Origin of the sequence: Streptomyces sp. NPDC056361 (assembly GCF_042262805.1) — a bacterium.
In the GTDB taxonomy this organism is placed as follows: Bacteria; Actinomycetota; Actinomycetes; order Streptomycetales; family Streptomycetaceae; genus Streptomyces.
This window is the reverse complement of record NZ_JBHJQI010000078.1, coordinates 16,732-36,905: the sequence shown is the minus strand read 5'-3', so window position 1 is coordinate 36,905 and position 20,174 is coordinate 16,732. Positions and strand designations below refer to the sequence as shown.

Below are 20,174 nucleotides of genomic sequence, written 5' to 3'. Positions count from 1 at the left end.
GGGGCCTTCACCGTGCCCGCTACGCCCGGGGCTCGCCCACCTCCCCGGCGATCGGCTCCGCCTTCGGGTGCCGCTTCACCGAGGACAGCACCAGGGTGACGGCCGAGCCGACGATCGCCCAGACCGACAGGATCACCATCGAGGCGGTCATGTCGTTGCCCTTGAAGTACGCGATCGAGCGGGCCGCCCAAGTGCCCGCGCCCGGTGGCAGGTACGGGCCGATCGCCCGCCAGAACGGCGGCAGCATCGGCAGCGGGAAGGCGCCGCCCGCGCTGGGGTTGCCGGCGATCACGATGAGCAGGATCGCCAGACCGATGCCGACGATCCCGAAGACGGACTGGAGGGCGAGGGTGGCGGCGCCGACGGCGAAGACCACCAGGGTGCCCAGGCCCCACAGGGCCGCGACGCTGCCGGGCAGGGCGCCGAGGATCGGGCCGACGATGATCGCGCCGCCGAGGCCGCCGAGCGCCGCGTAGAGCGCGAGCGTCCCGAGCCGGATGAGTGCCCGCTCCCGGTTGGCGGGCCGCGAGCCCGCGCTGATCGCCAGGATCGCGGCGCAGATGTAGCCGCCGACGCACCAGCCGATGACCAGGTAGAAGGCGGAGAGCCCGTTGAAGTCCTGGGAGGAGGACGGGGCCACGTCGACGGTCCGGACCAGGCGCTGGTTGGCCGCCTCCAGCTTCGTGATCATCGCCTCCAGGGTCGCGGAGAGCACCTTGCCGCCGCCGGAGGCCACGAGCAGGGTGTCGGTGCGGCCCCGGGGGTCGACGATCAGGGCCCCGTCGATCTCGCGGTTCATGATCTGGTCGCGCGCCTCGGCCTCGTCCGCGACCACGTGCGGGTCGAGGGGGTCGCCGGGCAGCTTCTCCAGCCGGTCGTTCAGGGCGGTGGCGATCTGCTGCTGAGGGGCGACCACGCCGAAGGGGACGTCCACGGGTTTCGGATTGTGCAGGGCCCCGACGTACGAGGTGATGAACAGGAGCTGGAGGGCGAAGACGCCGACGACGAGCAGGGCGGCTCGCGGGGTGACGGCGCTTTTCAGTTCATCGACGAAGCTCATGCCCCCCAGGCTCGGGGGAGCGTGGGGTGTCCGCAGGCGGGAAGGGCCCGAACGAGTTATCGAACGAACGCTCGAAAGTGGGCCACGCCGGGTTCGGGGGACGGGAGCGCACGAACCCACCGCCCACTCCGCCGCGCCCACCGCCCTCGCGTACGCCGTCCGCGACTCCCTCGTCCTCCAGCGGGCCCGGGTCCGGGGCGTCGCGCTCCGCGCCGAAGGCCTGACGGATGCCGAAGGGGCCGCCCACCGGCTGTGCCCGGACCCGGTGGACGAGAAGGCCCGCCGCATCGAGGTGGTGGCGGACCGGGCACGGGCGAAGTCCGGCCGACGGGCGGTGCTGCCGGGCTCGCTGGCGGGCCGTCAGGCCGCCTGACGGCGACACCCCACTTTTTACCGACGCGTAACTTCCCAGTCGAGGCTACCCGTGCGTAATTTGGCTGAAGCGCATCCCCACCGCGCATCCCCACTTGTGGTCCGGACCGCAGGGCACAGCACCCCCACCATCCCCTTGAGCCGCAAGGAGATCGCCCGATGCTGCCCCGAACGTCCCGAGCACCTCGAACGTCCCGGAGCCGGAAGCCCTGGAAGCACGCCGTCAGAGCGCTGTCCGTCCTCCTGCTGACCGCCGCCGCCACCCTCGCCCCCACCGCGTCCGCCTCGGCCCAGACGGAGACCACCGCCCCCAGCCGTGGCTGGAACGACTTCTCCTGCAAGCCCTCCGCCGCCCACCCGCGCCCGGTCGTCCTCGTCCACGGCACCTTCGGCAACTCCGTCGACAACTGGCTCGGACTCGCGCCCTACCTGGTCAACCGCGGCTACTGCGTCTTCTCGCTCGACTACGGCCAGCTGCCCGGCGTGCCGTTCTTCAACGGCCTCGGCCCCATCGCCGCCTCCGCCGGCCAGCTCGACACCTACGTCGACCGCGTCCTCGCCGCCACCGGCGCCCCCGAAGCCGACCTCGTCGGCCACTCGCAGGGCGGCATGATGCCCCGCTGGTACCTCAAGTTCCTCGGCGGGGCCGAGAAGGTGAACGCGCTCGTCGGCATCGCCCCCGACAACCACGGCACCACCCTCCTCGGCCTCACCAAGCTCCTGCCGTACTTCCCCGGCGCCGAGGACTTCATCAGCTCCACGACCCCCGGCCTCGCCGACCAGATCGCCGGCTCCGCCTTCATCACCAAGCTCAACGAAGGCGGCGACACCGTCCCCGGCGTCCGCTACCACGTCATCGCGAGCCAGTACGACGAGGTCGTCACCCCGTGGCGCTCCCAGTTCCTGAGCGGCCCGAACGTCACCAACGTCCTCATCCAGGACAAGTGCGCCCTCGACCTCTCCGAGCACGTCGCCATCGGCACGGTCGACCGCGTCACCTTCCACGAGGTCGCCAACGCCCTCGACCCCGCCCACGCCACCCCGACCACCTGCCTCTCGGTGCTCGGCTGACCCCTACCGCTCCGCCCGGCGCCGCCGGCCCGCACCGAACAGCATCACCGCACCCACCGCGAGCCCGGCGGCGCCACCCACCGCCAGATACGGCGTGGCGCCGTCGCCCCCGGTCTCGGCCAGCTCCACCCCGGACCCCGAACCGGCGGCGGGCGCGGGCACGTTGGGGGCGGTGCCGGCCTCCGTGGTCGCCCCACCCGACGGAGTCGGAACGGCGGCGGTCTCTCCCGCGCCCGTGGCCGCGTCACCGTCCCCGTGCCCGCCGTGCTCGACGGACGACTCCTCCCGGCCCTCCTCGATCTGCTCCTCACTCGGCGCCGTCGGCGCCGGCGCCGGAGCCGTACCGCCGCCGTCCTTCCCGAACACCACGTCCGAGCACGTGTAGAACGCCTCGGGCGAGTCCGACCGCTGCCACACCGAATAGATCAGATGCCGCCCGGACTTCTCCGGCACCGTCCCCCGGAACACGTAGTCGCCGTTCTCCATCCCCGGATCGGTCACCGTCACGAACGGCTTCTCCTCCAGGTCCGACCACTTCAACGGCTTCGACGGGTCGTACCCGTCCTTCGTCACGTACAACGCGAACGACCCCTTGTGCGGCGCCGTCCCCTTGTACCGGAACGTGTGCGCCCCGGCCGTCAACCTGCTCGCCGGCCAGTCCGCCCGCGCCAGATCCAGCCCCCGGTACTTCTCGTTCCCCGCGCTGCACAACTTCCCGTCCGGAATCAACTCCCGGTGCTTCCCCGCCGCGTTCGCGATGTTCACCCCGTTCCAGTCATAGAACGGCTGCGTCCCTCCCACCCCCACCGCCGCCTTGCACGCCGCCGACCTCGGCGCCTCCGGCCCCTCCGCGTAACACCCCGCCACCCGACTCACCGGATCCGTCATCGACCCATGCGCAAACGCCTGCCCCCCTCCCACCCCCGACAGACCCACCACCACAGAGCCGGTCACTACAGCGGCCACACGACGAAAACTCACGAAAAACAGCTCCTTCACGAGGGTGCCCCAGCGGGTTCCCATGGAAGCTAGCCCCCCGAAACCGCGAAAAAGCCCTTGAAGAGCGGGGGGCGGGGATCCTTAGGACCGCGTTAAGGCGGGGGTAAGCGACCCCTGAGGAACAGGGGGCGGAGCCGTAACGCGTACGCGTCAGCCCAGTCGGCGGTAGCGGCGTTCCGGGCGGCCTGTGCCGCCGTAGCGGAGGGTGATTTCTGCGCGGCCGGTTTGGGCGAAGTATTCGAGGTAGCGGCGGGCGCTGACGCGGGAGAGGGAGCCGGCTTCGGCGCATTCGGTGGCGGAGAGGCCTTCCGGGTGGGCGCGGAGGACGGAGTCGACGAGGTCGGCGGTGGGGGCGGCGAGGCCTTTGGGGAGTTCGCGGGAGGCGCGGGGGCGGGTGCCGAAGATGTGGTCGACGTCTTCCTGGCGGGCTTCGTCGAGGTCGTCGAGGCGGGTGCGGAGGGAGGCGACGTGGCGGAGCTGCTCGTGGAGGGCGGTCTGGCTGAAGGGCTTGATCAGGTAGTGGAGGGCTCCGGCGCGGAGGGCTGAGCGGATGGTGCCGGCGTCGCGGGCCGCGGTGATGAAGAGGGCGTCGACGGCGTGGCCGGCGGCGCGCAGCTCGCGTAGGACCTGGATGCCGTCCATGTCGGGGAGGAAGACGTCGAGGAGGACGAGGTCGGGGCGGAGGTCGTCGGCGGCGCGGAGGGCCTGGGCGCCGGTGTGGGCGACGCCGGACACGCGGAAGCCGGGCACGGCCGAGACGTAGCGGCAGTGCAGCTTGGCGACCATGAAGTCGTCGTCCACGACCAGCACATTCGTCACGCGGACACGCTAGGTCCCGACCACAAGGACCACAACGTCCGTTGATTGCGGAAGAGAGACAGCTTCTTCACGTACCGGCAACATGTGGGCCACCTCACACCCTTCATCCCTCTACCTGAGAGGCGGCTCCCGTGCGTTTGCGCACCCCCTTCGCCCTCCTCGGGGCGGCACTGCTCGTGCTGGTGGGTCCCCCGCTGCTCGGCCAGGGCAGCGGCTCCGACACCGGCACGCAGATACCCGGCCTGCGCTTCATGGTCCCCAACACGCCCGGCGGCGGATACGACATCACCGCCCGCACCGCGGCGAAGAACGCCGAGGAGGCGGGCCTCACCGGCGACATCGAGGTCTTCAACCTGCCCGGCGCGGGCGGCACCGTCGGTCTCACCCGGCTCGTCGGCGAGCGCGGCAACGGCCGCCTCGCCATGTCCATGGGCCTCGGTGTCGTCGGCGCCGTCCACACCAACAAGACGCCCAGGACCCTCGCCGACACCACCCCGATCGCCCGGCTCACCGAGGAGCAGGACATCGTCGTGGTCGGCAAGGACTCCCCGTACGAGACGATCCAGGAGCTGCTCGCGGCCTGGAAGAAGGATCCCGGCAAGCTGCCCGTCGGGGGCGGTTCCTCGCCCGGCGGGCCGGACCACCTCGCCCCGATGCTGATGGCGCAGGCCGCCGGGATCGCGCCGAAGGACGTCAACTACGTGCCCTTCGACGGCGGCGGCGAGCTCCTCGCCTCCATCCTCGGCAACAAGGTCGGCTTCGGCGTCTCCGGCGTCGGCGAGTACCTGGACCAGATCAAGGCGGGGGAGCTGCGCCTCCTCGCCGTCACGGGCCCGCAGCGGGTCCCCGGCCTCGACGCCCCCACGCTCCGCGAGGCGGGCCTCGACACCGAGTTCACCAACTGGCGGGGCGTCGTCGCCCCGCCCGGCCTGTCCGACGCCGAGCGCGAGAAGCTCGTCGGCCTGGTGACGAAGCTGCACGACTCCCCGCAGTGGCGCGAGTCGCTGAAGACCCACGGCTGGAACGACGCCTTCCTGCCCGGCGAGGAGTTCGGCGCCTTCCTCACCGAGCAGGACCGGCGGGTCGGCTCCGTCCTGAAGGAGCTCGGCCTGTGATCACCACGCTCAAGAGCCTGCTGCGCGGGCGTTCCGAGCTCGGCGTCGGCGCCCTGCTCTTCCTCCTCGGCGTCCTCGTCCTCACCGACGCCGTGACCCTCGACGCGGACGTCACGGGCCGCGGGCCCGTCGGCCCCGCCACCGTCCCGGTCGTGGTCGGCTGCGGCCTGCTCGTCGTCGCCGTCCTCCTCACCGTCGACGTCCTGCGCGGCGGCCGCGGGGAGTCCGAGGCCGGCGAGGACGTCGACCTGACGGAGCCCGCGGACTGGCGCACGGTCGTGCTCCTCGCCGGTGTCTTCCTGGCCTTCGCGGTCCTCATCGGCCCGGTCGGCTTCCCCGTCGCGGGCGCCCTCCTCTTCTGGGGCGCGGCGTACGCCCTCGGCAGCCGCCACCTCCACCGCGACCCGCTGATCGCGGCCGGCCTCTCGCTCCTGACCTACGTCGTCTTCGACCAGCTGCTCGGCGTCCCGCTGCCCGGCGGCCCGCTGATGGGAGTGATCTGACCGTGGATTCCCTGAACTCCCTCATCGACGGCTTCGGGACCGCCCTCACCCCGATGAACCTGCTGTGGGCCGCGATCGGCGTGCTCCTCGGCACCGCGATCGGCGTGCTGCCGGGCATCGGCCCGGCGATGGCCGTCGCCCTGCTCCTGCCGGTGACGTACGGGCTCGATCCGACGGGTGCGTTCATCATGTTCGCCGGCATCTACTACGGCGCCATGTTCGGCGGTTCCACCACGTCGATCCTGCTCAACACCCCGGGCGAGAGCGCCGCGGTCGTCGCGGCCATCGAGGGCAATCCGATGGCGAAGGCGGGGCGGGGCGCGCAGGCGCTCGCCGCGGCCGCCGTCGGCCACTTCGCCGGCGGCATGATCGGCACGATCCTGCTCGTCGTCCTCGCCCCGACCGTCGCGGCGCTGGCCGTCGACATCGGCGCCCCCGACTATCTGGCGCTCATGGTCCTGGCGTTCATCGCGGTGACCTCGGTGCTCGGCTCGTCGCGCATCCGGGGCCTCGCGTCCCTCCTCATCGGTCTGACGATCGGCCTGGTCGGCCTCGACCAGATGACGGGGCAGCAGCGCCTCACCTTCGGTTCGCTCCAGCTCGCCGACGGCGTCGACGTCGTGATCGTCGCGGTCGGTCTCTTCGCCATCGGCGAGGCCCTGTGGGTCGCCGCGCACCTGCGCCGCACGTCGGGGGAGGCCATTCCCGTCGGCCGTCCCTGGCTGGGCGGGGACGATGTGCGACGGACGTGGAAGTCGTGGCTGCGCGGGCCGCTGATCGGTTTCCCGTTCGGCGCGATCCCGGCGGGCGGCGCGGAGATCCCGACGTTCCTGTCGTACGTCATGGAGAAGCGGCTCTCGAAGAACAAGGAGCAGTTCGGCAAGGGCGCCATCGAGGGCGTCGCCGGACCCGAGTCGGCGGCTTCGGCCTCCGCGGCGGGCACGCTCGTCTCCATGCTGACCCTGGGCCTGCCCACGACGGCCGTCGCCGCCGTGATGCTGGCCGCGTTCCAGCAGTACGGCATCCAGCCGGGCCCGCTGCTCTTCGAGCGGGAACCGGAGCTGGTGTGGGGCCTGATCGCCTCGCTGTTCGTCGGCATGGTGCTGCTGCTCGCGCTCAACCTGCCGCTCGCGCCCGTGTGGGCCAAGCTGCTGCGCATCCCGCGCCCGTACCTCTACGCCGGCATCCTCTTCTTCGCCGCCGTCGGAGCGTACGCGGTGGGCGGCGAGGCCCTGGACCTGGTGATCCTGCTCGTCATCGGCCTGCTCGGCCTCGGGATGCGGCGTTACGGCCTGCCGGTGCTGCCGGCGGTCATCGGGGTGATCCTCGGCCCGGCCGCGGAGCAGCAGTTGCGCCGTGCGCTCCAGATCAGCGACGGATCGCCGGCGGGTCTGGTGAACACGCCGTTCTCGATCACCGTGTACACGGTCGTCGTGATCCTGCTGGCCTGGCCGCTGCTGCGGAGGGCGGTCGGCCGGCGGGCTCCGCACTGACCGTACGACGGTATGCGCGCCCGCTGTCCAACTCGCCCCCGATGGGGTGAGTTTCGGACAGCGGGCGGCTTGATCCGGTATCCCTGGCGGGCAGCACCATCCCCCCACATCCCGAAGGGACCCCCCTCATGCGCGTCCGCATCGCCCTGGCCGCAGCCGCCCTGCTCGCCGCCGCCGTCGCCCCGCTCGCCCACGCGGAAGGGGTCGACGCCCTCTCCGTCGACGGACGGGGCACGGTCGCCGCCGACAGCACGGTGACGCTGTCCGGCACGTACCTCTGCATCGACGACAGCGCCGGCCCCGTCTTCGTCAGCTCCACCCTCGTCCAGGGCGACCGCTCCGCCGGGATCGGCGGCACGCAGGCGATCTGCGACGGCCGTGTCCACCCGTGGGTCAACACCTCCGTCGTGAAGGACCCCGCGTACCGGGCCGGCACCGCCCGGGTCGAGGCCACCCTCATGCAGCTCACCACCGGCGAGACCGGCCTGCCCACCCCCGGCTTCCTCGCCACGCGGGCGTCGGACGTCGAGCTGCACGAGAGCTGAGCGGTACGGGCACAGGCGCGGAGGCCTGACCCGTACGAGCAAAGGCGCGGCGGCCTGACCCGTACGAGCACGGGCACGGCGCCGCGACCCGTACGAGCCCCGGCGCGGCGGCCTGACCCGTGCGAGCTCCGGCGCGGTGCCCGTGCCGGAGCCGGGTCAGCGCAGCAGGTCCATCAGGCCCTCGCGGCCGAGGACTTCGAGCTCGTCGAGGGCGACGACCGCGCGGGCCGCCGCCTCCGGGTCGGAGGCGGTGAGGCCGCTCGCGGCGAACTCGTCCTCGTCGAGCCGCAGCACCTCGCTGCCGTCCGCCGACACCCAGAGGTCCAGGTCCAGGTCCTCGACGACCACCGCGGAGCCGTCGATCACGGCGGGACGGGTGATGTCGCAGTACCAGCCCTTGAGGGCGCCGTCGGCGGACCACACCTCCTTGACCGTGAACCAGCGGTCGCTCCAGTAGTGCTCCACGAAGACGTCGCCGGGCTCGAACCGCACGAAGCCGAAGTCCCGTACGCCCTCGGCCGCCCACGGGGCACGCACCGAGAGGCGGGCGCCGTCCTCCGTGAGCACCTCGGCCGGGTAGCGGATCTTCGTCCGGCCCGCCTTCGTCAGGGTCACCTCAACCGATCGTCCGGACATGCCGTACCTCCCGTGCCGCGATCTCGTAGCCGAACCACTTGTTGATCGCCAGCATCGGCTCGTTGCCGGCGTCGTTCCCGGTGAACGCCTCCGTGCAGCCGGCCGCGCGGGCCCGGTGCAGCGAGGCGTTCTTGGCGAGCTTGGCGAGGCCGCGGCCCCGGAAGGCGGGCGAGGTGCCCGTCATCCCCGAGTTGTAGCGGCCGAGACCGTCCGTCTGCGCCGCGCTGAACGCGGCCGGGACGCCGTCCACCACCGCGATCGTCGTGAGTGCCCGGTCGAGGAGGGGGTGTTCCCAGGTGGCCGTCCGCCAGTGCGCGTAGTCGTCGAGCTCCGTGCCCACGTCACCCGGCTCGTCGGCCGTCGTGAGCGCGTCCAGCTCGAAGACCGGCCGCGGGTCGGCGGCGAAGTCCTCGGCCGTGAGCAGCTCGACACCGGGCGGCGGCGTCTGGAGCGGCGGCAGTTCGGCGGTGGTGAGGTCGAGTCGGAGGAAGCAGGCGGAGCGGCGGGGGGAGTACCCCCGGCGCCCGGCCCAGGCGCGGTCCTCCGGTGTGTCGAGGACCCAGCTGTACAGGGTCCGCGCGCCGTGTTCGGCGAGGTGCTCCTCGGCGGCGCGCAGCAGCAGCGTCCCGGCGCCCTGCCCCAGGTGGGCGGGGTCCGTGTACACGTTGACGGAGCCGATGCCGGGCTCCGCGGAGTCGTGGGCGATCCGTACCTGGGCGGTCCCGATGATCCGGCCGTCCTCGGTCACCGCGACGAGCGGACGCTCGTGGCCCGCGGGATGGGCGTGCGCCCAGTCGAACGCGAACTGCTCGGCGGTCGCGAGCATGAACGGCAGGGCGGCACGGCGGACCCGGGCGAAACCCTCGGCGTCCCCGGCCGTCACATCACGGACGATCACAGTCATGTGGTCGCACGCTACGGGCCGGGGGTGCGCCGCCGCCTCCCATTTTCCGGTGGGGTGGGGGCAGAATCGGGGGGGTGACACTCACCATCGCCGTGGACCACGAATCCACCACCGCTCCGTACGAACAGCTGCGTGCCCAGATCTCGGAGCGGGCCCGGTCGGGCAGACTGCCGGTCGGATACAAGCTGCCGACGGTACGAGGGCTCGCGGAGCAGCTGGGCCTCGCAGCGAACACGGTCGCCAAGGCGTACAAGGCGCTGGAGGCGGACGGGGTGATCGAGACGCGCGGGCGGCACGGCACCTTCGTCGCGGCGGCAGGGGACGCGGCGACCCGCCGGGCCGCCACCGCCGCCGCCCAGTTCGCCGAGGAGGCCCGCCGTCTCGGCCTCAGCCGCGAGGCGGCGGAGGCGGCGCTGAGCGAGGCGCTGCGCGCCGCCTACGACAGCTGAGGCGGCGGGCGGGCGGGACCCCCGCAGGTGCAGACCCGCCCCGCCGTCTACGACAGCTGAGGCGGCGGGGGCGCGGGCCCCGGCAGGTGCAGCCCCGCCCCGCCGCCTACGACAGTTGAGACGGCGGGGCGCGGGCCCTACAGGTACAGCCCCGCCCCCGCCGTGCGGGGTTCCGGGAGTTCCGCCGGGGGCGTGCCGCGGCGCAGCGCGAACAGCTCCGCCAGCGTCGCGCCCTCGCGCGGCACGCCCTCCTCGCGGCCCAGCCACGCCACCGACTCGGCCCGGGTCAGCGGACCGACCTCGATGCGGGCCAGGCAGCGCCCGGGGCGGACGACCGCCGGGTGGAGCCGCTCCAGGTCCTCGTTGGTGGTGACGCCGACCAGGACGTTGCGCCCCTGGCCGAGGAGACCGTCCGTCAGGTTGAGCAGCCGCGACAGGGCCTGCCCCGCGGTGTGTTTCGCCTCGCCCCGGATCAGCTCGTCGCAGTCCTCCAGGAGCAGCAGCCGCCACCGCCCCTTCGCCGTGCCCTCGTCCTCCCCGATGGCGATGTCCATCAGGTAGCCGACGTCGTTGAAGAGCCGCTCCGGGTCGAGCACGCAGTCCACTTGGCACCAGTCCCGCCAGGACCGGGCCAGGGTCCGCAGCGCGGACGTCTTGCCCGTGCCGGGCGGCCCGTGGAGCAGCAGGAGCCGGCCGGCGATGGACTCGGGGGTCACCTTCATCAGGCGGTCCATGGAGTCGGCCACCGGCGCCGAGTAGTTGGGCCGCACCTCGTCCCACGTGCCGGCGCCGATCTGCCGGGTGGTCCGGTGCGGGCCGCGCCGGGGGGACACGTACCAGAACCCCATCGTCACGTTCTCGGGCTGCGGCTCGGGTTCGTCCTTGGCGCCGTCGGTGGCCTCCTTGAGGATCCGCTCGGCCAGGTCCGCGTCGGCGGCCGTCACGGTGACGTCCGCGCCCCGGTTCCAGCGGGAGACCAGCAGCGTCCAGCCGTCGCCCTCGGCGAGCAGGGCGCTGCGGTCGTCGTCCTTCGCGGCCCGCAACACCCGTGCGCCCGCCGGGAGGAGCGTCGCCTCGGGCTTGACCCGGTCCACGGTGGTGCTGTGCGAGTGGGGCTGCTCGCCGGTGGCGAAGCGGCCGAGGAACAGCGCGTCGACGACGTCCGACGGCGAGTCGCTGTCGTCGAGGTTGAGCCGGATCGGCAGCGACCGCTGTGGCTCGGACGGTGCTGGTGGGGTGTCAGCCATGGCGCCCATGATCCGGCAACCGGGCATTCCGCGCACCGTGTTTTGAAGGGGACGTTCTCGGCGTCGCTCGGCGCGGAGTGGCCGGATCTCGACGGTCGCTGACGGAGGATCGGGGGCCGTCGACCCCCAGTTTTGACATGAACACTTCCGGTACGGCGGATCCGATGCTACTACCTGGTAGCGCAGAGATCCTGCTACAGGAGGTTCCATGAGACTGTCCCGATTCACCGCGCTCTCGTCCTCGCTCCTGCTCGGTGCCGTCCTCGCCCTCACCGGGGCGAGCGCGGCACAGGCTGCCGAGACCGCCGCACTCGACTACGTGGCACTGGGGGACTCTTACTCCTCCGGCGTCGGTGCCGGCAGTTACGACAGCGCCAGCGGCGACTGCAAGCGCTCCACGAAGGCGTACCCGGTCCTGTGGAAGAACGCGAACGCCCCCTCGTCGTTCGCCTTCACCGCTTGTTCCGGCGCCCGAACGGGTGATGTGACCGCCAATCAGCTCGGACCCCTCTCGGCCGCCACCGACCTGGTGTCGATCACGATCGGGGGAAATGACGCCGGATTCGCCGACGTCATGACGACCTGTGTGCTCCAGTCCGAGGCCACCTGCATCAGCCGAGTGAATCAGGCCAAGAGCTACGTGGACACCACGCTCCCCGGCAAGCTCGACTCCGTCTACGACGCCATCAGGAACAAGGCGCCCGCCGCCCGGGTCGTCGTCCTCGGCTACCCGCGCTTCTACCAGCTGAACGGCAGCTGCATCGCCGGCCTCAGCGAGGGCGAGCGCAGCGCCATCAACGGAGCCTCCGACTACCTCAACGCGGCCGTCGCCAAGCGCGCCGCCGACCACGGCTTCGCCTTCGCCAGCGTCGTCCCGCCCTTCACCGGCCACGAGATCTGCTCCGGCTCCGCCTGGCTCCACAGCCTCAACTGGCTCAACGTCGGCGAGTCGTACCACCCGACCGCCGCCGGCCAGTCCGGCGGCTACCTGCCCTCCTTCAGGGGCGCGGTGTAACCGGACCGCCGTCCGTACCCGGGGCGCCGGGACCGGCGGGAGCGGTGCTCGTCACCCCGTTCCGCTCCGGCCCGGCGCCCGAACCGCCGTCCCGCACCACGTGATACGCCAGCGCCCCCGCGATCAGCAGCGCCCCGACGACCCCGGCCACCAGGACGGGTCCCCGTCGGGGCGCACCCGTGCGGGAGCCCCTGAGCCGGGCCGCCGCGGGGCGGGGTCCGTCCCCGGAGCCTTCTCCGGGGCGGCCTCCCGACCCGCGCCCCGACCGATCTCCTGGCCCGCCTCCCGCCCCGCGACCCGACCCATCTCCCGCCCCGCGACCCGGTCCACGCGCCGGTCCGTCCGCCGGTTCACGGGCAGGGGAGCCCGCTCGGGAGTTACGGCCCTCGCCGCGGCCCCGTCCGGATCCGGGAGGGGGCGGCGAGGTCGGCCGGGCGGCCCGGCCGGACAACTGCCCCAGCTCCCGCTCGACTCGGTCCGCGGTCGGCGGCTCGGGCCCCAGGAGTTCCTCGATCAGAGCGCCCAGAGGCCCGGTCCCGCGGCCCGCCGCCGCGTCGAGCAGGGCCCCGAGCGACCGCAGGTCCGGTCCCGTCGAACCGCCGGGAGCCGCGGAGCCGCTGCCGGGGCCACCGGCGGAGGGGGTCGCGCGCGGACCGCCGTCGGACGGGTCGGCGCCCGGGTCGGTGCCGAAGCCCGTGACGACGACCCGCCCGTCGTTCCCGATGAGGACGTGATTCGGCGTCACGCCCCGGTGGGGGACGCCCGCCTCCCGGGCCGCGCGCAGGGCGCCGAGGACGTCGAGGCCGACGCGCGCCGCCTCGCGCGGGGGGAGGGGGCCGCCCGCGTCGAGGGTCTCGGCGAGGGTGAGGCCGCGGAGCAGCTCCATCACGACCCAGGGCCGGCCGTCCTCGGTGGCGACGCCGTGCACCGTCACCACCGCGGGGTGGGAGAGCCGGGCGACCGCGCGCGCCTCGCGCTCGCGGCGCGCGTACAGGAGGGGGACGTCGTCCGCGGGGACGCCGTCGGGGAGCCGGAGCTCCTTGAGGGCCACCTCGCGCATGCGCGACTCGTCCAGGGCGCGCCAGACGGTGCCCGTCGCCCCCTCGGCGAGGACGTCCAGAAGCCGGTAACGACCCGCGATCACCGTCATGGATCCACGGTAGCCCGAGGGGCGCCCTCCTGGCCCCGGCGCGGCGGCGGAGCGTCCCGACGATCTTGGTGTCGGAGATCACACCGGCCTTCCGGTCCGCACGCGAGGGGCTGGAGTGCAGGATGGTTCGTGACGGTTCGGCAGGTGTTCGAGTGCTGTCCAACTCGCCCTGGAATCAGACGGATTCGGACAGTGACCGTCAACCCTCGTACGAGTGCGGTGAATCCCGTCGGCGGGATACGCGCGTGTCGTGGCGGGGCGATAGGGTTAACCTGCCCGGGCCGGGTGCCCTTGTACGGGTGGGGAGTGACATGGAACAGATAGCAATGCGCAGCAGGCCGCGAGTGCCTGCCATCACCTGCGGGAGCAGCGCGACGAGTTCGCGACTCGACCGCCATCTCGCGGTGCTCGGCGGCCCCGCCGTGCCCCAGCGCGAGGTGGCCGAGGCGACGCTGCTGATGCGGGAACTGACGGCGCGTACGCACGAGCCGCCGGTGCACAGCCACCGCAGCCGCAGCGCGCGGGTCTCGCTCTTCGCCCCGCTCCGCCGACTGCGCCGCTCGCTCTTCGGCGCGCGCCGCTAGCGAACCCCCGGGCCGCCCGTACGGCCCCGACTGCGACTCCGCCGGACGTGTCCCCGCCCGTCCGGCGTTCAGTCGTGTCCGGAGCCCGTGCGGCCCGCACCCGGTGCCCCGTCAGGCGATGGCGCCGGTGCTCCGCAGCTCCTTCAGCTCCCCCTCCGTCACCCCGAGCTCGGCGAGCACGGCGTCCGTGTCCTGCCCGAGGGCCGGGATCCGGTCCATGCGCGGTTCCGGCGCGTCCGGGAAGACGATCGGCGGCAGCAGCGAGCGCAGCGGCCCGACCGGCGACTCGACCTCCCGCCAGCGGTCGCGGGACGTCAGCTGGGGATGGTCGGCGAGTTCGGCCACCGAGTTGAGGCGGGCGCAGGCGATGCCCGCCGCGTCGAGCCTGGCCAGCGCCTCCGCGGTCGTCAGCGGGGCCAGCGCCTCCGCGACGACCGCGTCCGTCGCCGCGCGCCCGGCGACCCGCGCCGTGTTGGTCGCGAAGGCCGGGTCGTCGGCGAGACCGGGCCGGCCGAGGACCTGTCCGGCGAGCCGCCGCCACTCCCGGTCGTTCTGCACGGACAGCAGCACCAGGCCCCCGTCGGCGGTCGGGTAGGCGTCGTACGGGGCGATGACCGCGTGTGCCAGCCCCGTGCGCGCCGGGGCGGCGCCCCCGTGCGCCCCGTGGTGCAGGGGGTGCCCCATCCACTCGGCCAGCGAGTCGAGCAGGGAGACCTCCACCGGGCCGCCCCGGCCGGTCGTGCCGCGCCGGACCAGGGCGGCGAGCACGCCCGAGAAGGCGTACATCCCGGCCGCGATGTCGGCGGCCGGGATCCCGGACTTGACCGGCTGCTCCGGGGTCCCGGTGACCGACACCAGGCCCGCCTCGCACTGGACGAGCATGTCGTACGCCCGCTTGTGCGCGTACGGCCCCGTCGCCCCGTATCCGGAGACGTCCACGGCGATCAGCCGCGGGTGCGCGGCGCACAGCGAGGCGGCGTCGAGGCCGAGGCGGGCCGCGGCCCCCTGCGCGAGGTTCTGGACGAAGACGTCGGCGCCGGCCACCAGCCGCCGGACGAGGGCGAGGCCCCGGGGGTCCTTGAGGTCGACCGCCACGGACTCCTTGCCGCGGTTGCACCACACGAAGTGGGAGGCGAGGCCGCGGGCCGCCGTGTCGTAACCGCGGGCGAAGTCCCCGCCGTCGGGGCGCTCGATCTTGACGACACGGGCGCCGAGGTCGGCGAGCTGCCGGGTGGCGAAGGGCGCGGCGACGGCCTGTTCGACGGCGACGACCGTGAGCCCTTCGAGGGGGAGTGGCTGGGTGCTCATGACAGTCCTGCCTACCGTGCCGTACGGCTCCTGTCATCAGGGGATGCGTCACGCGGAGCCGGTGGCGTGCCCGGCACGGGTCTCGGGCGCGCCGGGCGGGCGCCTGTCAGCGGCGCCCGTCAGCGGCGGGCGTACCGGTGGACCGCGAGCGGGGCGAAGACGGCGAGCAGGCCCAGCGACCAGAGCAGCGCCCCGGCGACCGGGTGGGCCACCGGCCAGGCCGCGTCCGCGGGGATCGGCGCGTTGCCGAAGAGGTGGCGGACCGCGGTCGTGACCGCCGAGATCGGGTTCCACTCGGCGACCGTCCGCAGCCAGTCGGGCATGCCGCCGGTCGGGATGTACGCGTTGGAGAGGAGCGGCAGCATGAAGGTGGCGCTGCCCAGCTGGCCGGCCGCCTCCTCGCTGCGCGAGGCCAGTCCGAGGAGGATGCCCACCCAGGTCGTCGCGAAGCGGAAGAGGAGCAGCAGGCCGAAGGCGCCCAGGGCCTGCGGGAGCGTGCCCTCGACGCGCCAGCCCATCGCGAGCCCGACCAGGACCAGCGGGACCGTGCCGACCGCGCTCGCCACCAGGTCGGCGAGCGCCTGGCCGAGGGGGACGGCGGAGCGGCTGATGGGCAGGGTCCGGAAGCGGTCCATGACGCCCCGGTGGGAGTCCTGCGCGGCCTGGAACATGCCGGTCATGAGGCCGCCGGCCGCCGTCGCGACCAGCATGCCGGGCACCAGGAAGGCCCGGTACTCGGCGCCGGGCGTGGCGAGGGCGCTGCCGAAGACGTACCCGAAGAAGAGGAGGAAGACGATCGGCATCGTCTGTGTCATGACGGTGATCGCGGGCGCGTGCCGGATCCGCTGGAGGTGGCGGCCGAGGACGGCGGTCCCGTCGTGCGCGAGGGCGTTCACGCGACGAGCTCCTTCCGGTCGGTGAGGCGCAGGAACACCTCGTCGAGGGTGGGCGGGCGCAGTGAGGCGTCGATGATGTGGACCCCGGCCGCGTCGAGCGCGCGGACGATCCGGGGGAGGGTGAGCGTGGTGTCCGTGGTCACCGCGCCGACCGTGTGCCGCTCGGCGTCCAGGGCCGGCGCCGAACCGGTCAGCCGGTCGAGGACGGCCGCGGCCGCTTCGAGGGCCGACGGGTCGGCGACGGCGACCTCGGCGTAGCTGCCGATGAGCGCCTTGAGTTCGGCCGGGGTGCCGCGCTGCGCGGCACGTCCCTCGTCGATCAGCACGATGTCGTCGGCGAGCCGGTCGGCCTCCTCCAGGTACTGGGTGGTGAGCAGCACGGTCGTGCCGTCGGCCGCCAACTCCCGTACGGCGTCCCAGATCCCGTTCCGGCTGTGCGGGTCGAGGCCGGTCGTGGGTTCGTCGAGGAAGAGCACCCGCGGCGGTACGAGCAGGCTCGCGGCGAGGTCGAGGCGGCGCCGCATGCCGCCGGAGTAGGTCCGGGCGGGCCGGTCGGCGGCGGCGTCCAGGCCGAACCGCTCCAGGAGTTCGTCGGCGCGTGAGCGCGGGGCATGCAGGAGCCGGGCGAAGAGCCGGAGGTTCTCGGCGCCGGTGAGGTCGCCGTCGACGGAGGCGTACTGCCCGGTGACCGCGATCCGCTTCCGTACCCCGGCCGGGTCGCGCACCACGTCGTGTCCCGCGACCCGGGCGCTGCCGGCGTCGGGGGCGACGAGGGTGGTGAGGACGCGGACGGCGGTGGTCTTGCCGGCGCCGTTGGGGCCGAGGATCCCGTGGACGGTGCCCTCGGGGACGGCCAGGTCGAGGCCGCGGAGGGCGTGGACCTCGCCGTACCGCTTCTGCAGACCTTCACTAAGTACAGCGTACGTAGTCGTCATGGGGTGACCATAACCCACTACGTACGGTGTACGTAACTACGATGGTGAGCGAGGTGATGATCCATGGCGGGCCGAACGGCCGAACCGGAAGTGATCTGGGCGCGCCCCGAGCGCACGGGCCGCGGCCCGAAGCCGGCGTACAGCCGGCGGGACGTCGTGGACGCGGCCGTCCGCATCGCCGACGCCGACGGCATCGACGGGGTCTCCATGCGCCGCGTCGCCGCCGAACTCGGCTGCGGCACCATGTCGCTCTACAACTACGTCCCCCGCAAGGAGGACCTGTACGAGCTGATGGTCGACGCGGTCAGCGGCGAGTACGAGCTCCCCGAGGAACCCAGCGGCGACTGGCGCGCCGACATGACCGCGATCGCCCACCAGAGCCGCGCGATCATGTACCGGCACCCCTGGCTGCCGCGCGTGATGACCACCGCCTACGGCTTCAGCCCCAACGCCCTGCGCTTCCTGGAGTGGTGCCTGGGCTGCCTCACGCCCCTGGACGCCCCCGCCGGGCTCAAGATGCAGCTGATCGCCATGGTCAACGGCACGGTCATGGCGACCGTCGCCAACGAGCAGGCCATCGCCGAACGCGCCCGCGGACTTCCCTGGTCCGAGGCGGAGGAGCAGGCCGTCCGCGGCGCCTACCTCATGGGACAGGTGGCGAGCGGACGCTACCCGCACCTCGCCGGACTGCTCGCCGAGGCCCCCGCCGCGCCCGTCGACCCCGACGAGATCTTCGCGATGACCATCGCCCGCCTCCTCGACTCGTTCGCGCCCCCGGCCGCGGGAACGAGCGTCACAGGAGCATGAACTGCCCCTCCGGACCCTCCTCCTGGTGATCGAGGACGGACGCCGGGCGCCGCGTCCGGTCCGGCGGCGGCAGCACCCCCGCGGCCCGGAGGTCCGCCCCGCCGAGACCCCCGGCGGCGAACGCGGCCCGCTCCGGCTCCCGCGCGCCGAGCAGCGCCAGCACGGTGATCAGGTCGAGCAGCTCCGAGGTCCACTCCTGCGGCCAGTCGCCCGGCCCCATCGCCTCCAGGGACCCGGGCTCCGCCGGCGCGGTCCGGTGCGCGAACCACTGCTCCAGCACCCGCACCCCGCCGACCCGGTAGTCCCACGCCTCCACCGGTACGGGCGAGATGCGGCCCCCGCCGAGATCGAGCACCTCGTCCCCGGCGTCGTACGCGATCGCCGTCGGCCGCGCCGGAACCGCCGCCCGCACATAGGGCCGGCGCCCGCCCGGCAGCCGCGGCTTCGTCCCGCTCAACGCGCCGCGCGCCTGCACGTCCACGAGCTCCCGGCCGAGCGCCACGCCCGCCGCCCACACCTCCCGGTCACCGGGCAGCGGCACCCGGCACCCGGCGGGGGAGGGCAGCGCCGCCGCCACGGTCCACGCCAGCCACTCCCGGGCGTCGACCTCGCGCCCGTACCGCTCCCCGAGGAAGTCGAGCAGGCCGGGGGCGAGGTTCGGCTCCAGCCCCCCGGGGCGCCGGAACAGCGGCCTGATGCGGCCCGGGCGGCCCGCCGGGGAACGCCCCTCGGGGAGCGCGGCGGTCACCAGGAGCGCCGGACCCCGCGCCCCCGGCACGTACCCCTGCTCCACGGCGAAGAGCTGCGGCCCACCGGCCACCCGCCACAGCTCCGGGCGCGCGGTGTCGATCAGGCGGTGGTCGGGGAGCAGCCACTGCTCGTCGAACGGCCCGTGCGCCACCCGCACCGGCGCCGGGCACGGTCCCGGCTCACGCGCGAACCGCGCGGTCCCGGTCCGCTGACCCGGCAACGCCGCCACCGCGCTCCCCGGCGTGCGCGCCCGACTCGGCCGGAACAACGCCTCCCGCTCCGCCCCCTCGGCCGCCGCCAGCCTGTCCCAGCGGGCCCGCAGGGTGCGGGCATCGGGAGCGACGACCCATGCCCGCCCGAACCGCAGCGGCGCCACGGCCCACGGCATCAGCTCGTCGAGGAGGGGCGGCTCGTCATCGGCGCGGGGGGCTTCCGTTCGGGGGGCTTCCGTCACGCCCCGCATGCTAACGAGCGCCGTCCGTACGGGGCCAGCGCCGGCCGCGTCGGGGCGGACCCGTCAGCGGCGCCACCGGCGGTGGCGCGGGGATTTCCGCCGGGCCGCCGGTTCGAACGGAGCGAGGTCCTCCAGGAGACGGCGGTACGCCTCGGGGTCCTGCTCGAAGTCCGCCCCGGCCGCGAGGACGGCCCGGTCGCCGTCCTGCCCCCGGAGCAGGTCGACCGAGGTCTGTGCGAACCGCTCCCGCAGGCCGTGCCGTTCGGCGTCGGCCAGCAGCCGGCGCAGCTCGGCGACCGCGGCCGCGGCGTCGGCGCGGGCCGCCGGTCCGGCTTGGAGTCTGTTGCCCAGCCCCGCGGCGGGGGCCGCCTTCTCCAGCAGCGGGCCCAGCCGGGCAGCGAGCTTCCGGGCGGTCGCCGCCGCCGCGTGCGCCTGTGGTCCGGCCTCCCGCAGCACCCACAGGGCGCGGACCAGCTCGGGGTCGGGCACCGCGCCGAGCTCCCCCCGCCACCCGGCGTCCCGCACCGCGTCCACCGCCCGCGCGTAGTCCTCGGACGCCCACCCGGCGGCCTCGGCCAGCCGGATCGCGCGGCGCACGAGCCGCGCCTCCACGCCGAGGACCCGGGGGAGGGCCCGGAGGTTTCCACCGACCAGTCCGGTCGTGATGAGCAGCACCCCCAGCAGCAGGAGGGCGTCCGAGGTGGAGAGGTCCCGCTCCGGGTCGACTTCGATGTCGTCCAGGTCCCCCCGGTCCGGCCCTTCCGTGAACATGAACCCGGACGCCCAGCCGTAGCCCCGGCTGTCTCCGTAGTTCGGCGCCTTGAGGCTGTCGCTCCGGCCGGCGTCGCAGTGGTACGGCCCCTCACGCGTCTTCTTCGCGTACGGGTCGCTCCACCGGACCCGGCAGGTGCCGTCGGCCTTCTCGTGGACCACCGCCAGGTCGATCTGGCGCGACGCGGGCAGCTCCCCGTCCGGCTCGATCGCGTACAGCCCGACCGAACACGCGAAGAGCGTGAAGCCGGCCGTCAGGACCCAGCGGAAGAAAGGTACGTGCCTCATGCG

General features: G+C 73.7%; 21 protein-coding genes and 1 pseudogene. 10 read left to right on the top strand and 12 right to left on the bottom strand.

The genetic code is table 11. The annotated features are described in order from the left end of the window. Window positions 1-19: 19 nt before the first annotated feature. A complete protein-coding gene (locus ACFCY7_RS24335; protein WP_376488157.1) occupies window positions 20-1,060 on the bottom strand; it encodes a DUF3533 domain-containing protein in 1,041 nt (346 codons plus the stop codon). Between the two features lie 112 nt (window positions 1,061-1,172). Here ACFCY7_RS24335 and ACFCY7_RS24330 point away from each other — a divergent pair. Then, a pseudogene (locus ACFCY7_RS24330) lies at window positions 1,173-1,433 on the top strand (hypothetical protein); the annotation flags it as partial. Between the two features lie 158 nt (window positions 1,434-1,591). After that, window positions 1,592-2,503 (top strand): esterase/lipase family protein, encoded by a 912-nt coding sequence (locus ACFCY7_RS24325; RefSeq protein ID WP_376488156.1) that lies wholly within the window; start codon window positions 1,592-1,594, stop codon window positions 2,501-2,503. A gap of 3 nt (window positions 2,504-2,506) precedes the next feature. On the opposite strand, the gene ACFCY7_RS24320 is transcribed toward ACFCY7_RS24325, so the two are convergent. After that, a complete protein-coding gene (locus tag ACFCY7_RS24320) occupies window positions 2,507-3,526 on the bottom strand; it encodes a lytic polysaccharide monooxygenase (RefSeq protein ID WP_376488155.1) in 1,020 nt (339 codons plus the stop codon). 126 nt (window positions 3,527-3,652) lie between these two features. Next, window positions 3,653-4,321 carry a response regulator gene (locus ACFCY7_RS24315; RefSeq protein ID WP_376488154.1) on the bottom strand — a complete coding sequence of 223 codons (669 nt, stop codon included), beginning with the start codon at window positions 4,319-4,321 and terminating at the stop codon, window positions 3,653-3,655. A gap of 131 nt (window positions 4,322-4,452) precedes the next feature. Here ACFCY7_RS24315 and ACFCY7_RS24310 point away from each other — a divergent pair, with 131 nt between their 5' ends. The 4 genes from ACFCY7_RS24310 to ACFCY7_RS24295 all read left to right on the top strand — a co-directional run bounded on the left by ACFCY7_RS24310 (window position 4,453) and on the right by ACFCY7_RS24295 (window position 7,977). Next, window positions 4,453-5,436, top strand: coding sequence for a Bug family tripartite tricarboxylate transporter substrate binding protein (locus tag ACFCY7_RS24310; protein WP_376488153.1), 984 nt, complete (start codon window positions 4,453-4,455; stop codon window positions 5,434-5,436). Beyond that, window positions 5,433-5,939 (top strand): tripartite tricarboxylate transporter TctB family protein, encoded by a 507-nt coding sequence (locus ACFCY7_RS24305; protein WP_376488152.1) that lies wholly within the window; start codon window positions 5,433-5,435, stop codon window positions 5,937-5,939. The genes ACFCY7_RS24310 and ACFCY7_RS24305 overlap by 4 nt, the downstream gene beginning before the upstream one ends. Window positions 5,940-5,941: 2 nt before the next feature. Continuing rightward, entirely contained in the window at window positions 5,942-7,432 is a 1,491-nt protein-coding gene (locus tag ACFCY7_RS24300; protein WP_376488151.1) for a tripartite tricarboxylate transporter permease, read from the top strand. A 128-nt stretch (window positions 7,433-7,560) separates the two neighbouring features. Beyond that, entirely contained in the window at window positions 7,561-7,977 is a 417-nt protein-coding gene (locus tag ACFCY7_RS24295) for a DUF6299 family protein (protein WP_376488150.1), read from the top strand. A gap of 156 nt (window positions 7,978-8,133) precedes the next feature. Here ACFCY7_RS24295 and ACFCY7_RS24290 read toward each other — a convergent pair whose 3' ends face one another. Further along, on the bottom strand, window positions 8,134-8,613 hold the full coding sequence (locus ACFCY7_RS24290; RefSeq protein WP_376488149.1) for a DUF402 domain-containing protein: 480 nt from the start codon (window positions 8,611-8,613) through the stop codon (window positions 8,134-8,136). Beyond that, entirely contained in the window at window positions 8,594-9,517 is a 924-nt protein-coding gene (locus ACFCY7_RS24285; protein ID WP_376488148.1) for a GNAT family N-acetyltransferase, read from the bottom strand. The genes ACFCY7_RS24290 and ACFCY7_RS24285 overlap by 20 nt, the downstream gene beginning before the upstream one ends. A 74-nt stretch (window positions 9,518-9,591) precedes the next feature. Here ACFCY7_RS24285 and ACFCY7_RS24280 point away from each other — a divergent pair, with 74 nt between their 5' ends. Further along, window positions 9,592-9,966 (top strand): GntR family transcriptional regulator, encoded by a 375-nt coding sequence (locus ACFCY7_RS24280; RefSeq protein WP_367822738.1) that lies wholly within the window; start codon window positions 9,592-9,594, stop codon window positions 9,964-9,966. A gap of 137 nt (window positions 9,967-10,103) precedes the next feature. Here the strand turns inward: ACFCY7_RS24280 and ACFCY7_RS24275 are convergent, their stop codons facing one another. Beyond that, window positions 10,104-11,222, bottom strand: coding sequence for a DUF5925 domain-containing protein (locus ACFCY7_RS24275; protein ID WP_376488147.1), 1,119 nt, complete (start codon window positions 11,220-11,222; stop codon window positions 10,104-10,106). Window positions 11,223-11,421: 199 nt separating this feature from the next. Between ACFCY7_RS24275 and ACFCY7_RS24270 the strand changes: the two genes are divergently transcribed. Beyond that, window positions 11,422-12,228 (top strand): SGNH/GDSL hydrolase family protein, encoded by an 807-nt coding sequence (locus tag ACFCY7_RS24270; protein ID WP_376488146.1) that lies wholly within the window; start codon window positions 11,422-11,424, stop codon window positions 12,226-12,228. Here ACFCY7_RS24270 and ACFCY7_RS24265 read toward each other — a convergent pair. Then, entirely contained in the window at window positions 12,212-13,378 is a 1,167-nt protein-coding gene (locus ACFCY7_RS24265; RefSeq protein WP_376488145.1) for a serine/threonine-protein kinase, read from the bottom strand. The genes ACFCY7_RS24270 and ACFCY7_RS24265 overlap by 17 nt on opposite strands. Window positions 13,379-13,689: 311 nt before the next feature. Here ACFCY7_RS24265 and ACFCY7_RS24260 point away from each other — a divergent pair, with 311 nt between their 5' ends. Further along, window positions 13,690-13,962, top strand: a complete 273-nt coding sequence (locus ACFCY7_RS24260) for a hypothetical protein (protein WP_376488144.1) — start codon at window positions 13,690-13,692, stop codon at window positions 13,960-13,962. Between the two features lie 111 nt (window positions 13,963-14,073). On the opposite strand, the gene ACFCY7_RS24255 is transcribed toward ACFCY7_RS24260, so the two are convergent. The 3 genes from ACFCY7_RS24255 to ACFCY7_RS24245 form a co-directional block, all read right to left on the bottom strand. Next, window positions 14,074-15,270, bottom strand: a complete 1,197-nt coding sequence (locus tag ACFCY7_RS24255) for a CaiB/BaiF CoA transferase family protein (RefSeq protein ID WP_376488143.1) — start codon at window positions 15,268-15,270, stop codon at window positions 14,074-14,076. A 119-nt stretch (window positions 15,271-15,389) separates the two neighbouring features. Next, entirely contained in the window at window positions 15,390-16,166 is a 777-nt protein-coding gene (locus ACFCY7_RS24250) for an ABC transporter permease (protein WP_376488142.1), read from the bottom strand. After that, the gene (locus ACFCY7_RS24245; protein WP_376488141.1) at window positions 16,163-17,101 is read right to left on the bottom strand and encodes an ATP-binding cassette domain-containing protein; all 939 of its coding nucleotides are present in this window, start codon (window positions 17,099-17,101) and stop codon (window positions 16,163-16,165) included. Before ACFCY7_RS24245 ends, ACFCY7_RS24250 begins: the two co-directional genes overlap by 4 nt. A 63-nt stretch (window positions 17,102-17,164) precedes the next feature. Between ACFCY7_RS24245 and ACFCY7_RS24240 the strand changes: the two genes are divergently transcribed. Continuing rightward, the gene (locus tag ACFCY7_RS24240; RefSeq protein WP_376488140.1) at window positions 17,165-17,908 is read left to right on the top strand and encodes a TetR/AcrR family transcriptional regulator; all 744 of its coding nucleotides are present in this window, start codon (window positions 17,165-17,167) and stop codon (window positions 17,906-17,908) included. Here the strand turns inward: ACFCY7_RS24240 and ACFCY7_RS24235 are convergent. Beyond that, a complete protein-coding gene (locus ACFCY7_RS24235; RefSeq protein ID WP_376488139.1) occupies window positions 17,895-19,121 on the bottom strand; it encodes a type ISP restriction/modification enzyme in 1,227 nt (408 codons plus the stop codon). The genes ACFCY7_RS24240 and ACFCY7_RS24235 overlap by 14 nt on opposite strands. Window positions 19,122-19,175: 54 nt before the next feature. After that, a complete protein-coding gene (locus tag ACFCY7_RS24230; RefSeq protein WP_376488138.1) occupies window positions 19,176-20,171 on the bottom strand; it encodes a hypothetical protein in 996 nt (331 codons plus the stop codon). Between the last annotated feature and the right edge of the window lie 3 nt (window positions 20,172-20,174).

Excerpts from the sequence above, each read along its gene's own strand:
- ACFCY7_RS24265 (WP_376488145.1), bottom strand. The coding sequence starts at position 13,378 with ATGACGGTGATCGCGGGTCGTTACCGGCTTCTGGACGTCCTCGCCGAG.
- ACFCY7_RS24290 (WP_376488149.1), bottom strand. The coding sequence starts at position 8,613 with ATGTCCGGACGATCGGTTGAGGTGACCCTGACGAAGGCGGGCCGGACG.
- ACFCY7_RS24325 (WP_376488156.1), top strand. The coding sequence starts at position 1,592 with ATGCTGCCCCGAACGTCCCGAGCACCTCGAACGTCCCGGAGCCGGAAG.
- ACFCY7_RS24335 (WP_376488157.1), bottom strand. The coding sequence starts at position 1,060 with ATGAGCTTCGTCGATGAACTGAAAAGCGCCGTCACCCCGCGAGCCGCC.
- ACFCY7_RS24295 (WP_376488150.1), top strand. The coding sequence starts at position 7,561 with ATGCGCGTCCGCATCGCCCTGGCCGCAGCCGCCCTGCTCGCCGCCGCC.
- ACFCY7_RS24260 (WP_376488144.1), top strand. The coding sequence starts at position 13,690 with ATGGAACAGATAGCAATGCGCAGCAGGCCGCGAGTGCCTGCCATCACC.
- ACFCY7_RS24230 (WP_376488138.1), bottom strand. The coding sequence starts at position 20,171 with ATGAGGCACGTACCTTTCTTCCGCTGGGTCCTGACGGCCGGCTTCACG.
- ACFCY7_RS24255 (WP_376488143.1), bottom strand. The coding sequence starts at position 15,270 with ATGAGCACCCAGCCACTCCCCCTCGAAGGGCTCACGGTCGTCGCCGTC.
- ACFCY7_RS24275 (WP_376488147.1), bottom strand. The coding sequence starts at position 11,222 with ATGGGCGCCATGGCTGACACCCCACCAGCACCGTCCGAGCCACAGCGG.
- ACFCY7_RS24245 (WP_376488141.1), bottom strand. The coding sequence starts at position 17,101 with ATGACGACTACGTACGCTGTACTTAGTGAAGGTCTGCAGAAGCGGTAC.
- ACFCY7_RS24235 (WP_376488139.1), bottom strand. The coding sequence starts at position 19,121 with ATGCGGGGCGTGACGGAAGCCCCCCGAACGGAAGCCCCCCGCGCCGAT.
- ACFCY7_RS24285 (WP_376488148.1), bottom strand. The coding sequence starts at position 9,517 with ATGACTGTGATCGTCCGTGATGTGACGGCCGGGGACGCCGAGGGTTTC.
- ACFCY7_RS24240 (WP_376488140.1), top strand. The coding sequence starts at position 17,165 with ATGGCGGGCCGAACGGCCGAACCGGAAGTGATCTGGGCGCGCCCCGAG.
- ACFCY7_RS24270 (WP_376488146.1), top strand. The coding sequence starts at position 11,422 with ATGAGACTGTCCCGATTCACCGCGCTCTCGTCCTCGCTCCTGCTCGGT.
- ACFCY7_RS24320 (WP_376488155.1), bottom strand. The coding sequence starts at position 3,526 with ATGGGAACCCGCTGGGGCACCCTCGTGAAGGAGCTGTTTTTCGTGAGT.